At 72.6% G+C, this 13,407-nt stretch carries 12 protein-coding genes; 9 read left to right on the top strand and 3 right to left on the bottom strand.

Annotated features, from left to right (window positions below; genetic code table 11):
- The first annotated feature begins 626 nt into the window (after positions 1-626).
- From ABTW95_RS28115 to mshC, 5 genes are all read left to right on the top strand, one after another.
- The gene (locus tag ABTW95_RS28115) at positions 627-1,385 is read left to right on the top strand and encodes an NRDE family protein (protein ID WP_500227841.1); all 759 of its coding nucleotides are present in this window, start codon (positions 627-629) and stop codon (positions 1,383-1,385) included.
- Between the two features lie 67 nt (positions 1,386-1,452).
- A complete protein-coding gene (locus tag ABTW95_RS28110; RefSeq protein ID WP_500227840.1) occupies positions 1,453-3,174 on the top strand; it encodes an ABC transporter substrate-binding protein in 1,722 nt (573 codons plus the stop codon).
- Positions 3,171-4,133: an ABC transporter permease gene (locus tag ABTW95_RS28105; RefSeq protein ID WP_396446716.1), complete on the top strand. Its 963-nt coding sequence runs from the start codon at positions 3,171-3,173 to the stop codon at positions 4,131-4,133. The genes ABTW95_RS28110 and ABTW95_RS28105 overlap by 4 nt, the downstream gene beginning before the upstream one ends.
- Positions 4,134-4,138: 5 nt before the next feature.
- Entirely contained in the window at positions 4,139-5,083 is a 945-nt protein-coding gene (locus ABTW95_RS28100) for an ABC transporter permease (RefSeq protein WP_396446717.1), read from the top strand.
- 70 nt (positions 5,084-5,153) lie between these two features.
- Positions 5,154-6,383 carry a cysteine--1-D-myo-inosityl 2-amino-2-deoxy-alpha-D-glucopyranoside ligase gene (gene mshC / locus ABTW95_RS28095; RefSeq protein ID WP_500227839.1) on the top strand — a complete coding sequence of 410 codons (1,230 nt, stop codon included), beginning with the start codon at positions 5,154-5,156 and terminating at the stop codon, positions 6,381-6,383.
- A gap of 4 nt (positions 6,384-6,387) precedes the next feature.
- On the opposite strand, the gene ABTW95_RS28090 is transcribed toward mshC, so the two are convergent.
- The 3 genes from ABTW95_RS28090 to ABTW95_RS28080 form a co-directional block, all read right to left on the bottom strand.
- The gene (locus tag ABTW95_RS28090; protein ID WP_396446719.1) at positions 6,388-6,936 is read right to left on the bottom strand and encodes a TrmH family RNA methyltransferase; all 549 of its coding nucleotides are present in this window, start codon (positions 6,934-6,936) and stop codon (positions 6,388-6,390) included.
- A gap of 105 nt (positions 6,937-7,041) precedes the next feature.
- Positions 7,042-7,896 carry a PAC2 family protein gene (locus tag ABTW95_RS28085; protein WP_396446721.1) on the bottom strand — a complete coding sequence of 285 codons (855 nt, stop codon included), beginning with the start codon at positions 7,894-7,896 and terminating at the stop codon, positions 7,042-7,044.
- A 211-nt stretch (positions 7,897-8,107) separates the two neighbouring features.
- On the bottom strand, positions 8,108-8,569 hold the full coding sequence (locus ABTW95_RS28080) for a universal stress protein (protein WP_396446722.1): 462 nt from the start codon (positions 8,567-8,569) through the stop codon (positions 8,108-8,110).
- A 187-nt stretch (positions 8,570-8,756) separates the two neighbouring features.
- Here ABTW95_RS28080 and ABTW95_RS28075 point away from each other — a divergent pair, with 187 nt between their 5' ends.
- The 4 genes from ABTW95_RS28075 to ABTW95_RS28060 all read left to right on the top strand — a co-directional run bounded on the left by ABTW95_RS28075 (position 8,757) and on the right by ABTW95_RS28060 (position 13,316).
- A complete protein-coding gene (locus ABTW95_RS28075) occupies positions 8,757-9,425 on the top strand; it encodes an HAD family hydrolase (protein WP_396454830.1) in 669 nt (222 codons plus the stop codon).
- Between the two features lie 187 nt (positions 9,426-9,612).
- Positions 9,613-10,059, top strand: a complete 447-nt coding sequence (locus ABTW95_RS28070) for a hypothetical protein (RefSeq protein WP_396446725.1) — start codon at positions 9,613-9,615, stop codon at positions 10,057-10,059.
- A 453-nt stretch (positions 10,060-10,512) separates the two neighbouring features.
- Positions 10,513-11,505 (top strand): ABC transporter permease, encoded by a 993-nt coding sequence (locus ABTW95_RS28065; RefSeq protein ID WP_396446726.1) that lies wholly within the window; start codon positions 10,513-10,515, stop codon positions 11,503-11,505.
- A 44-nt stretch (positions 11,506-11,549) separates the two neighbouring features.
- Entirely contained in the window at positions 11,550-13,316 is a 1,767-nt protein-coding gene (locus tag ABTW95_RS28060; RefSeq protein WP_500227838.1) for an ABC transporter substrate-binding protein, read from the top strand.
- The last annotated feature ends 91 nt before the right edge of the window (positions 13,317-13,407 follow it).

Raw genomic sequence — 13,407 nt, 5'->3', positions numbered from 1 at the left:
CGCCCTCCGCGTGCCTGCCCGTGGCCGCCGCTTCGGTCTGCGCCATGGCTCGGGTCTGGTCCAAGAGGGTGTGAATTGTGCTCATCCGAGAGGCGGCTGTGTTGGCCCAGGGGGCGACCCCCTGGAACCCCCGTTTGCGACGCAGGCGATCCTCGCGCCGCTGTTGCGGTTGCTGTGCCTGTTGCGGTTTGTGGGGCGTCGCTGTGGTCGCCTGCGTCGCCGGGCATGCCCGCTCCGGGCGCTGGAGCGCCCTCCGCGTGCCTGCCCGTGGCCGCCGCTTCGGTCTGCGCCATGGCTCGGGTCTGGTCCAAGAGGGTGTGAATTGTGCTCATCCGAGAGGCGTCCGCAGTCGTGTGGGCGCCTCTGGAGCCCCTGTCAGTGAGCCCGTCGATCCTCACGCCGCGGTGTGGGTTGTTGCGACCGTGCGGGTTTGTGACGTGTTGCTGCGGTCGCCCGGTTTGGCGGGGATGGCCGCTGCGTGTGCCTGCCCGTGGTGGTTGCTTCGGTCTGCGCTGCGGCCCGGGTCTGGTCCGAGAGGGTGTGAATTGTGCTCGTCCTAGGGCGGCTGCGGGGGGCGTGGTGGACCCGGGGGTGGGGGGAAATGGGCGGGGTGTTGGAATTGGGGGGTGTGTACCGCGGTCGTCAGTGTGGAGCCCTCTTCTTCTGTGCCCGTGCTCGTGGTGGGGGTGCGGGACGAGTTCGTCGCCCGGGAGTGGGTCGGGCCCGGGCGGCACTGGGCTGATCGGCCCGGGGTCGTCGGGGGGCGCGACCTGCGGGCCGGGGGGACGTGGCTCGCGGTCGAGCCGGAGGCGCCGCGGGTGGCGGTCGTGCTCAACGGGCGCGGGCGGATGGCGCCGGAGGCCGCGCGCGCGTCGCGGGGGGAACTGCCGCTGCGGGTCGCGGCGGAGGGCAAGCTGGGGGAATTGGATCTCGCCGTCTTCGACCCGTTCCATCTCGTCGGGGCCGAGCCCGACCGGGTGCGGCTGTGGAGCTGGGACGGGGAGGCGCTCAGCGAGCGGGAGCTCGGGCCCGGGCTGCACGTGATCGTCAACAGCGGGCTGGAGGGCGAGGGGCAGCTGGAAGGGGAGACCGAGGACGCCTACATGGCGGCGCGGCTGGCGTACTTCCGGCCGCGGCTGGCGGCCGCGCCGCGGCCCGAGCCCGGGGAGGGGCCGGTCGAGTCGGCCTGGGGGGCGTGGCTGCCGCTGCTGAACGGGGACGGGCTGCCCCGCGCCGACCACCGGGCGCTGCTGCCGCTGCTGGACCTCGGCGACGGGCGGGTGTGGGGGACCACGTCGGTGAGCCTCGTCGCGCTGGGGGACCGCGTCCGGTACGACTTCTCCGCCGCCCCGGGCGAGGAGGGCGCCTGGACCCGGGTGCTGTAGTCCCGGTTTGCGGCTGCGGCGGCATGACCCTGGGTGCTAAATTGACTACTTAATGCGATCTTCGGTGGTGGCGTGTCTCGCAGCGGTGCTGCTGGCGGCGGGCTGCGGAGGAGAGGACCGGGGCGTCACCGGCGGCACGCTGCGGGTCGCCGGGGCGTCCGACGTCGACCACCTCGACACCGCGAGCGTGTACACCACCTGGGGCGGGCTGCTCGTCCACCAGTTCGCCCGGACGCTGTTCGGGTACCGGGCGTCCAACGACTTCCAGGAGGCCGTCACCGTCCGGCCCGACGTGGCGGCGGAGATCCCCACCGTCCGCAACGGCGGCCTCAGCCGGGACGGCCTCACCTACACGATCAGGCTGCGCGGCGGCGTGCTGTGGAACACCAGCCCGCCCCGGGAGGTCACCGCCGCCGACTTCGTGCGCGGCATCGAGCGGACCTGCAACCCGGCCCTCCCGTCGGGCGCCAAGGCGTACTACATCGAGACCATCGCCGGGATGGCGGAGTTCTGCGCCGGGTACGCCCGCGTCGACCCGCGCAGCGCCGCGGCGATGGCCCGGTACCGGCGCACCGCGAAGGTCCCCGGCCTGGTCGCCAGGGACGCGCGGACCCTCGTGATCCGGCTGAACCGGCCCGCGAGCGACTTCACCAGCCTCCTCGCGCTGGAGTTCGCGGCGGCGGCGCCCGCCGAGTACGACCGCTACATCCCCGACAGCCCCGCGTTCCGGCGGCACATCATCTCCGACGGCCCCTACCAGATCGCCTCCTACACCCCCGGCAAGGCGTACGTCCTGGAGAAGAACCCGACCTGGCGGGCCGGGTCCGACCCGATCCGCGAGCAGAACCCCGACCGCATCGAGATCTCCCTCGGCCACCAGTCGCCCGACGAGGTGCAGCGGCTGCTGGAGAGCGGCGCCGCCGACCTCTCCTGGGACCAGCCCGTCCCGGCCGCGAAGATCCCCGAACTGCGCGACGACCCCGACTTCGCGATCATGGAGGGGTCGGCGCTCGACCCCTACCTGGTCTTCAACACCCTCAGCCCCCGCAACCGGGGCGCGCTCGGCCGGACGGACGTCCGGCGGGCGATCAGCTACGCCGTCGACAAGGCCGCGATCGTGCGCATCTTCGGCGGCCCCGACATCGCCGAGATCCTGAACCAGGTCATCCCGCCGCACAGCATCGGCCACCAGGAGTTCGCCCTGTACCCGCCGTCCGGCAGGGGAGACCCCGGCAAATGCAGGAACCTGCTCGCCGGAGCCGGGTACCCGCACGGGCTGACGCTGAAGTTCCCCTACCGGCTCAGCGGCGACCACCCGCAGATCGCCCGGTCCGTCACCGGAGACCTGGCCGCCTGCGGCATCCGCGCCGAACTCGAACCCGACACCGACGGCGCCTTCTACCGCACCACCCTCGTCACCCCCGCGCGGGCCCGCGCCGGGAAGTGGGACATCGCCGTGCCCGGCTGGGTGCCCGACTGGTACGGCAACAACGGCCGCGCCACCATCGTCCCGCTGTTCGACGGCCGCCACTACGGCCCCAACTCCAGCGACTACGGCGGCTTCAACGACCCCGAGGTCAACCGGCTCATCGACCACGCGCTCGACGCCCGCGACGCCGACGCCGCCGCCGGCTACTGGGCGCAGGCCGACCACCGCATCATGGAGGACGCCGCCGTCGTGCCGCTCGTCAACCAGCGGACCCCGGTCTTCCACTCCGCCCGCGTCCACGGCGCCCGCTACATGCCGCAGTACCGCGCCTACGACCTCAACCAGGTCACGTTCTCATGACCGGCTACGCCGGGCTCGAGACGCGGAACCCGCCCGCCGCGGCGCCGCCGCGGCCGGTGCAGAGCCGCAGCCCGTCCCGGCTCGCGTGGGACCGGTTCCGCCGCGACCGGCCCGCCGTCGCGTCCCTCGCCGTGCTGCTGCTGATCACGGCGTTCGCGGCGCTCGCCCCGCTGTGGGCGCACCTCACCGGCCACCCCTACGACGCGACGTTCCCGCGGACCGGGCTGGACGCCGGCGGCCGGCCCCGCGGCCCCGGCGCCGAGTTCCCGCTCGGCGCCGACCAGCTCGGCCGCGACGTCCTGGTCCGCGCCGCCTACGGCACGCGCGTCTCGCTGACCGCCGGGATCGGCGCGGCCGCGCTCGCCTCCGCCGCCGGGACCGTCGCCGGCACCCTCGCCGGGTTCGCCGGCGGCGCGCTGGACGCCCTGCTGTCCCGGCTGATGGACATGGTCCTCGCGCTGCCCTACCTGCTCGTCGCGATCATGCTGGCGGCCACGTTCCAGATCTCCTCGCCCCCCGCGAGCCTCGCCATGACGGTCCTCGTCATCGCGTTCTTCTCGTTCGCCGCCTACGGCCGCACGATCCGCGGGCAGGTGCTGGCGCTGCGGCAGCAGCAGTTCATCGAGGCGGCCCGCGCCTTAGGCGCGTCCGACGCCCGCATCATGGCCACCGAGGTGCTGCCTAACCTCGCCGCCCCCATCACCGTGCTGACCTCGCTGCTCGTCCCCGCCTCGATCGTGTCGGAGGCGACCCTGTCGTTCCTCGGCGTCGGGATCCGGCCGCCGATGCCGAGCTGGGGGTCGATGCTCGGCGAGGGCGGCGAGGTGTTCCGCACCGCCTGGTGGCTGCTCGCCGTCCCCGGCGCCCTGCTGCTGGCCACCACGCTGGCGTTCAACCTGCTCGGCGACGGCGTCCGCAACGCCCTCGACCCGCGCGGCGGCCGCGCCGCCGGGAGGTGACGGCCGTGGCGCGCTTCGCCGTCCGCCGCCTGCTGTACGCGGCCGCCGTGCTGTGGCTGGTGGCCACCCTGACGTTCCTGGTCCTGCGGGTCTCGCCCGTCCCGGTGGAGCGCCTCATCGGCGGGCCCCGCGCCGACGCCGGGACGCTGGAGCAGATCCGCCGCAACCTCGGCCTCGACCGGCCCCTCCTCGTGCAGTACTGGCGGTTCCTCTCCCGGCTGCCGCGCGGCGACCTCGGCGAGTCCTACGTCAACGGCACGCCCGTCACCGCGCTGATCGGCGCCCGGCTCCCCACCACCCTGTGCCTGGTGTCCGGCGCGGCGGTCCTGTGGTTCGCCGGCGGCGTGGCCACCGGCGTCACCGGCGCGTCCCGGGCGCGGGGCCCGTGGGACCGGGCCGTCACCGTGTTCGTCCTCGCCGGCCTGTCCACGCCGCCGTTCGTGATGGCGCTTGCGCTGCTGTCGCTGTTCACCGCCGGGCTCGGCGCCGGCGGCGTGCACCTGTTCGAGGCGGGCCCGCCCCTGCAGGAGCACTTCCTGCGCCGCATGGTCCTGCCGTGCTTCGCGCTGGCGTTCCTCATGATGGCCGCCTACACGCGCCTCACCCGCGCGGCGATGCTGGACGTGCTGGACGAGGACTACGTCCGCACGGCCCGCGCCAAGGGCCTCCCGGAGCGCCGCGTCGTCGGCGGGCACGCGCTGCGGGCGGCGCTGACCCCGGTCGTCACCCAGCTCGGCATCGACCTCGGCGCCCTCATCGGCTCCACGATCGTCACCGAGAAGGTGTTCGGGCTGCAGGGCGTCGGCCAGCTGGTGTACCAGTCCATCGCGGACGGCGACGCCCCGGTGATCATCGGGGTGACGCTGCTGGTGACGTTCTCGGTCACCGTCGCGAACCTGCTCGTCGACATCGGCTACGCCGTCCTCGACCCCCGCGTCCGCCTCAGCTGACCGGGCGCCCGGGGAGGCCCGCGGTGATCTCGGAGTAAAGCCGCTGCCTGGGCATGGATAAGCTTTCGGTATGCGATCGTGGCCCGCCTCCGAAGTCCCCAGCCTGCACGACGCGGGCCTGCCCGCCGCCGACCGTCCGCTCGCCCTCCACGACACCGCGACGGGCACGGCGCGCCCCACCGCCCCCGGCGACACCGCCCGGATGTACGTGTGCGGCATCACCCCCTACGACGCCACCCACCTCGGCCACGCCAACACCTACCTCGCGTTCGACCTCGTCAACCGCGTCTGGCGCGACCTCGGGCACCGCGTCCTGTACGTGCAGAACGCCACCGACGTCGACGACCCGCTCCTGGAACGCGCCCGCGACACCGGCGAGGACTGGCGCACCCTCGCCGACCGCGAGATCCAGCTGTTCCGCGAGGACATGACCGCGCTGCGGATCCTGCCGCCCGACCGGTACATCGGCGCGGTCGAGGCGATCCCGCTCGTCGTCGAGATGATCGAGAAGCTGCGCGGACGCGACGCCGCCTACGCCGTCGACGGCGACGTCTACTTCCCCGTCTCGTCCGACCCCGCCTTCGGCACCGTCAGCCGCCTGGACCGCGAGCAGATGGCGGCGCTGTTCGCCGAGCGCGGCGGCGACCCCGGCCGCGCCGGCAAGCGCGACCCCCTCGACCCGCTGCTGTGGATGGCGCGCCGCCCCGGCGAGCCCGGCTGGGACTCGCCGTTCGGCGAGGGCCGCCCCGGCTGGCACGTCGAATGCTCCGCGATCTCCGTCGAATACCTCGGCATGGCGTTCGACGTGGAGGGCGGCGGCTCCGACCTCGCCTTCCCGCACCACGAGATGAGCGCCTCGCACGCCCAGGTCGCCACCGGCGAGCGCCCGCACGCCCGCGCCTACGTCCACGCCGGCATGGTCGGCCTCGACGGCGAGAAGATGTCGAAGTCCCGCGGCAACCTGGTGTTCGTGTCGAAGCTGCGCGAGGCGGGCGCCGACCCGATGGCGATCCGGCTGGCGCTGCTCGCCCACCACTACCGCGCCGACTGGGAATGGACGGACCGCGACCTCGACGCAGCCGCGGCCCGCCTCGCCCGCTGGCGGGCCGCGGCCGCCCGCCCCTCCGGGCCGCCCGCCGCGCCGCTGGCCGCCGCGGTCCGCGGCCACCTCGCCGACGACCTGGACGCCCCCGCCGCCCTCGCCGCCGTGGACGACTGGGCCGCCCACGACGGCACCGACGACCGGGCCCCCGCCCAGGCCGCGGCCATCGCCGACGCGCTCCTCGGCGTCGCCCTGTGACCCGTCACAGCAGCCCGGCGAGCTTGTAGAGGACGAGCGACCCGGCGACCGCGACGTTCAGGCTGCTGCCGCCGCCCACCATGGGGATCTCCACGGCCAGGTCCAGCAGGTCGAGCGCCTCCGCCGGGATGCCGGTCCGCTCATGCCCCAGCACGGCGACCGTCCGGACCCGCGCGGCGGGCAGGTCGGCGAGCCGCACCGCCTCGTCCGCCAGTTCCACCCCGACCACCCGGGAGCCGGCCTCCCGCTGCCGCTCCAGCCAGCCGAGCGGGTCGCCCACCCAGTGGACGCAGGCGGGCCGCCGCAGCGTGTTGCCGCGTTCGAGCGCCTCGGGCACCCACGGGTACCGCGGCACCGCCAGGCACGCGCCGACCGCGTCGCAGGTGCGCAGCAGCGTCCCCAGGTTCGCGCCGTACAGCGGCCACAGCGGCGCGGCGATGAGATGGTCCCAGCAGGAATGGGAGCGGCGGCGGCGCTGCCGGCGCAGCTCGCGCTCGGGGCGGACCCGGATCGCCGGGCCGCCCGCGCGCCCGCCGCGCGTCCGGGCGCTCACCGGCGCGGGGCGCTACCGCCCTCCAGAAGGAAAGACATCATGATCGGCGCACTTCGCGGCGTGCGCGGGCCATCACCGAGAAACGGGACGCGGCCGAGTGTAACGCTACGCCGGGCCCCGCCCCGGGTCGCGGCGCCGCAGATAGCGCTCGAACTCGCGGGCGATGGCGTCGCCGCTCGCCTCCGGCAGCTCGGTCGCGTCCTTCTGCTCCTCCAGCGTCCGGACGTACTCGGCGACCTCGGAGTCCTCCTCGGCGAGCTCGTTCACGCCGTGCTCCCAGGCGCGCGCCTCCTCCGGCAGCTCACCGAGCGGGACGGTCACGTCGAGGAGGTCCTCGACGCGGCGCAGCAGCGCCAGCGTCGCCTTCGGCGACGGCGGCTGCGCCACGTAGTGCGGGACCGCCGCCCACAGCGACACCGTGTCGAGGTCGGCCTTGGCGCACGCGTCCTGCAGCACCCCGAGGATCCCGGTGGGGCCCTCGTAGCGGGCCGGTTCCAGGTGCAGCGTGCTGACCAGCCCCGCCTCCGACGCGGCGCCGGTGACGGGCACCGGCCTGGTGTGCGGCGCGTCGGCCAGCAGCGCGCCCAGCAGCACGACGTTGCGGATGCCGAGCTCCAGCATCAGCCCGACCAGCTCGCGGCAGAACGACCGCCACCGCATGTTCGGCTCGATGCCGTGCAGCAGCACCACGTCCTTGCCGCTCGGCAGCCGCGCCCACGACACCCGCGTCGTCGGCCAGGTGATCCCGCGGGTCTCCCCGTCGGCCATCTCCACGATCGGGCGGGTGACCTGGAAGTCGTAGTAGTCGTCGGGATCGAGCTCGGCGATGGGCACCGCTTCCCAGGTCGACTCCAGATGCGCGATCACCCCGCTGGCGGCCTCCCCGGCGTCGTTCCACCCCTCAAAGGCGGCCACGAGCACCGGATCCACGAGTTCCGGCACGCTTTCGAGCTCGACCACGCGCTGCCTCCTTCCGACGCCCTGGTACAGCGTCACCGACGGGGGCGCCATTCCCGGGGTCGGGGGCCCCGCTCATGATCGGTGGCTGTCAGCCTACGTCCTGACACTGACCTACCCCACCCCTCACGAGCCAGACCCCGGCGCCGTACGCCAGGGGCGGAACCCGGATCACAATCTGGTCTCCGCCCCGCGGCCGCCCGGGGCCGGCGGGTCACTTGCCCTTCGGTGTGGTGTGGACGATCAGCACGTCGCAGGGGGACCGGTGCGACAGGTTCGCCGGGACGGACCCGAGGATGCGGCCGGCGAGGCTGTTCAGGCCCCGGTTCCCGACGACGACGAGATCGGCCTCGCGCTCCTTGGTGAGCTTGGCGAGGACGTCCACCGGGTCGCCCTCGACGGCGACCTGCTCGATGTCGGTGGCGCCCGCCGCGACCGCCCGCTCGCGGGCCGCCCGCAGCGCGTCGTCGGCGGGCGTGGAGCCCTGCACCTTGTACGCCAGGTCGCCGAGCCGGTCGGCGGCGCTGGCGCGCTCGCGCTCCGGCATCGGGCTGTAGGCCGAGGCGAGCAGGAGGGTCGCGCCGGTGGCGGCGGCCAGCTGCGCGGCCCGGTCCACCGCGCGGAACGAGGAGTCCGAGCCGTCGGTGCCGACGAGGATGATGCGGTACGCGCTCATGCCGTTCCTTACCCGTTGGTAGTCACTGGTGGCACGGTATCGGTCCGGTGACCCATCCGTCACCGTCTCTTTGCACACCCCGTCCAAGAAGAGCCGTCCCCCCGGGGGGCCGTGCGCGAGGGCGGTGCGGCGTCCGCGTGCGGACGCCCGGGAGCGGCCCGCGACCTCCCGGTTATGGTGGGGTTACATGTGCACCCCCTCCCACGGCCTGCAGGCCGTGCTCTTCGACATGGACGGCCTGCTCATCGACTCCGAGCGCCTCTGGCTGGAGGTCGAGTCCGAGGTGATGGCGTGGCTCGGCGGCGAGTGGAGCCCGGCCCACCAGGAGAAGCTCGTCGGCGGCTCCCTGTCCGTCGCCGTCGGCTACATGCTGGAGCTGACCGGCGCCGACGCCGACCCCGGCGAGGTCGGGCGGCGGATGCTGGACGGCATGGCCGAGCGCCTCACCGCCTGCGTCCCGATGATGCCCGGCGCCAAGGAGCTGCTCGCGGAGGTGCGCGCCGCCGGCGTCCCGGCCGCGCTGGTGTCCTCCAGCCACCGCAGGCTGATCGAGCCGGTGCTGGACGCCGTCGGCCGCGAGCACTTCGCGCTCAGCGTCGCCGGCGACGAGGTGGCCCGCACCAAGCCCGACCCCGAGCCGTACCTGACCGCCGCCGCGCGGCTGGGCGCCGACCCGGCCCGCTGCGTCGTGCTGGAGGACTCCCCGAACGGCGTCGCGGCCGCGGAGGCGGCGGGCTGCGCCGCCGTGGCGGTACCGGGCGTCCTGCCGATCCCGCCCGCGCCCGGCCGCACCGTCGTGGCCTCGCTGCGCGAGGTCGACCTGGCCATGCTGTGCTCCCTCATACCCGCGGGCTGATACCCGCGGGGTGCCCGCGGGGGAGGGGTCACGCCGGAGGAGGAGATCGGCCCGGCCGCAAAACCGTCCGCCGGGAGGAGCAGGATCGGCGTCCGGCGTGTGAGCATGGAGGAAAGCGCCCTCGCGTGAGGAGCACGCGGCGGCACGCGGGGCACCGGAGCAGCGCCGTACGGAGTGAGGGGCCGGCATGAGCGACGCAGTCATTTTCGCGATCAGCCTCGGGGTCACCCTGGCCGGGCTGGTGATCAGCTGGGGCGTCTACCGCCGCCGGGGCGCGGCCACCGGCCTGCGCGGCGCCGCGCTGTCCCTGGTGCCGCTCGCCGCGGCGATGACGGGGGTGACGGAGTTCTTCGTCGACCTGGCGTTCAGCCCGGTGAAGTGGGCGGGCGTCGCCGTGGCCGGCCTCGCCGTGCTGCTGTACATGGCGTCCGGGGCGATGCTGAGCCGCCGCGCGGACGCGCCGGGCGGCAAGGCGGCCGGCAGGTCCGGCGGGAAGGCCGCCGGGGAGGGCGGCCGGAGGTCCGCGGGCCGCGGCGCCAAGCCGAAGGGCGCCGTGGAGGGGCCCGCCCAGGGCGGCGGCGACCCGGAGATGGCGGAGATCGAGCGGATCCTGCGCGACCGCGGCATCTCCTGAGGGTCTCCCGAGCGAGACCGCCCGGCACCGCGCGAAGCGAGCGGCGGGCCGGGGCGTCCCCGAGGTGGCCGGGGGGCGCCCCGGCCCGCCGTATTCTGTGCCCGAAGTGGCTGACCTGCGGAGAATCGGTCTCAGAACGGACTCAGTACGGTAAAGCTTGCCGTGCCCGGCGGCCCCCGAGTTGCCTGCCCCGCTGGTGGTGAACGTACTATTCGGGCGATTTGTCGGAATAGGCGTTCAGGCGCGTGTGCCCCAGATGACGACGAGATCACAAGTCAGATACGGGTACTGGCGAAGCTCGCTTCACGGATGGACAGTCGTGCCCGAAGGACTACGTTTCCCTTCAGCAAACGCGGCGTAACGGGCACGGGGGCAGCGGATGATCTCCGCGGCCGCCGGCCGGGCGCCGGCGGCATGGCCGAACCAGTGGCCGGACGGTAGGAGGTATGGAGCGTGGCCGCACCCATTGAGGTGACCGGGTCCGACACCGAGGCGCAGCCGGAATCGGTCCTCGCCGGTGTCGACAGCAAGAAGATCCAGGGACGCTCCCTCGGTCAGATCGCCTGGATCAGGCTGAAGCGCGACAAGGTCGCGCTGACCGGCGCCGTCGTGGTCATCCTGCTCATCCTGCTCGCGATCTTCGGCCCCTACTTCGTCCAGGACCCGCTCAAATACCACCAGAACCTGATCGACCCGACCTACAACCGGCCCAAGACGGGCTTCTGGCACTCGGGCATCAGCGGCGACCACTGGCTCGGCGTCGAGCCCGGCTCCGGCCGCGACATGCTGGCCCGCATCGTGCACGGCGCCCGGATCTCGCTGCTGGTGTCGTTCCTGGCGACGCTGCTGTCGGTGGTCATCGGGACGGTCATGGGCATCACCGCCGGCTACTTCGGCGGCTGGGTCGACTACCTGATCAGCCGCGCGATGGACGCCTTCCTGGCGTTCCCGCTGCTGCTGTTCGCGATCGCGCTGGTGGGCGTCGTGTCGGACGGCTCGTTCGGGCTGAACGGCAACGGGCTGCGGGTCTCGGTGCTGATCTTCGTGATCGGGTTCTTCAACTGGCCGTACATCGGCCGCATCATCCGGGGGCAGACGCTTTCGCTGCGCGAGCGCGAGTTCGTCGACGCGGCGCGCAGCATGGGCGCCCGGAGCTCCTATGTGCTGTTCAAGGAAGTCCTGCCGAATCTGGTCGCGCCGATCCTGGTCTACTCGACCCTGCTGATCCCGACCAACATCCTGTTCGAGGCGGCGCTGTCGTTCCTCGGCGTCGGAGTGATCCCGCCGGCGCCGTCGTGGGGCAACATGCTCACGCTGGCCGTGCCGATCTACGCCTCGGACCCGATGTACATGATCATCCCCGGTATGGCGATCTTCATCACCGTCCTCGCCTTCAACCTGTTCGGTGACGGGCTGCGGGACGCTCTCGACCCTCGGGCCAAGTGACTCGGGTTCATCCGACCCGTCTAATTGAAGGGGTGCGCCTGCACATGAACAAAATGAGACCGATCGCGGTCTTCGCGGCCGGTGTGGTCGCGGCCGCGGGGCTGGCCGCCTGCGGCGGCGGCGAGTCGGGAAGCTCGGGGAGCGGCCCCGGCTACAACGCCGGGGTCAACGAGGTGGTCAACAAGTCGGACAAGAAGGGCGGGACGCTCAAGCTCGCCAGCTCCGACGACTGGGACTCGCCCGACCCCGGCAACACCTACTACGCCTTCTCGCAGAACTTCGCGCGCCTGTACGGCCGGGGGCTGACCACCTTCAAGCCGGCCGCGGGCAAGGAGAGCCTGGAGGTCGTCCCGGACCTCGCCACCGACCTGGGCACGCCCAGTGACGGCGGCAAGACCTGGACGTACAAGCTGCGTACCGGCGTCAAGTTCGACGACGGCACCACCGTCACGTCCAAGGACGTGAAGTACGCGGTCGAGCGCAGCAACTACACCAAGGAGCTGCAGCTCGGTCCGAAGTACTTCAAGCAGTACCTCGTCGACAACAAGCCCCCCTACAAGGGCCCGTACGAGGACAAGAGCGACGAGGGCCTCAAGTCGATCGAGACCCCCGACGACCAGACGATCGTGTTCCACCTGAACACGCCGTTCTCCGAGTTCGACTACCTGGTCGCGATGTCGCAGACCATGCCCGTGCCGAAGGCCAAGGACACCGGCACGAAGTACGAGACCGCGATCGTCTCCAGCGGCCCGTACAAGGTCGACAACTACACCCGCGGCAAGTCCATGACGCTGTCGCGGAACCCGAACTGGAACCAGAGCACGGACCCGCTCCGCAAGGCGCTGCCCGACAAGATCGAGGTCCAGCTCAAGCAGAACGCGGACGACATCGACCAGCGCCTGCTCGCGGGCACGCTGGACATGGACATCTCCGGCGTCGGCGTGCAGTCCGGCACCCAGCCGAAGGTCCTGGCGGACGCCCAGAAGCCGTACGTGGACAACCCCGTCCAGGGCTTCCTGCGGTTCATGTCGCTGAACGTCCACGTCAAGCCGCTGGACAACGTCCACTGCCGCATCGCGGTGCAGTACGCGACCGACAAGGTCGCCGCGCAGACCGCCTACGGAGGCCCGCTGGCCGGCGGTGACGTCGCCACGACGGTGCTGCCCCCGACGGTCGACGGCTACACCAAGTTCGACCTGTACCCGCAGAAGCAGGCCGAGGGCGGCAACGGCCTCGACCAGGCCACGCTGAACAAGGCCAAGGAGGAGCTGAAGGCCTGCGGCCAGCCCAACGGCTTCAGCACCAAGATCTCGGCCCGGTCGGACCGGCCGAAGGAAGTCGCGATGGCGCAGGCCATCCAGCAGAGCCTGGCCAAGGTCGGCATCAAGGTCGACATCGTGCAGTGGCCGGCCGGTGACTACTTCAACAAGTACGTCGGCGTGCCGGACTACGTCCACAAGCACGGCATCGGCATGATGATCATGGCGTGGGCGGCCGACTGGCCGACCGGCTACGGGTTCCTCGCCCAGATCGTCCACGGTGACGCCATCAAGCCCTCCGGCGGCACCAACCTGGCCGAGCTGGACGACCCCGCGATCAACAAGGCGCTGGACGACGCGATCGCCAACACCGACAAGGCGGCGCGCACGAAGGCGTACGGCGAGATCGACAAGATGGTCATGCAGTCCGCGGCGGAGGTCCCGCTGATCTACGCCAAGGCGCTGATGTACCGGCCGAAGCGGGCCACCAACGTCGGGATCACCTACTCCTATGGCGGTATGTACGACTACCTGAACATGGGCGTGGAGTAACCATCCGCTTCGTCCGTGCGTCCATCTGAAGGCAGGTGAAGGCGACGCCCGCCGGCCGGGTCAGGACCCACAGGTCCGCCCGGCCGGCGGG

The sequence above is a fragment of the Spirillospora sp. NPDC127506 genome (assembly GCF_040302145.1).
In the GTDB taxonomy this organism is placed as follows: domain Bacteria; phylum Actinomycetota; class Actinomycetes; order Streptosporangiales; family Streptosporangiaceae; genus Spirillospora.
The sequence above is the reverse complement of the archived record's forward strand: the minus strand, read 5'-3'. Positions and strand labels throughout refer to the sequence as shown.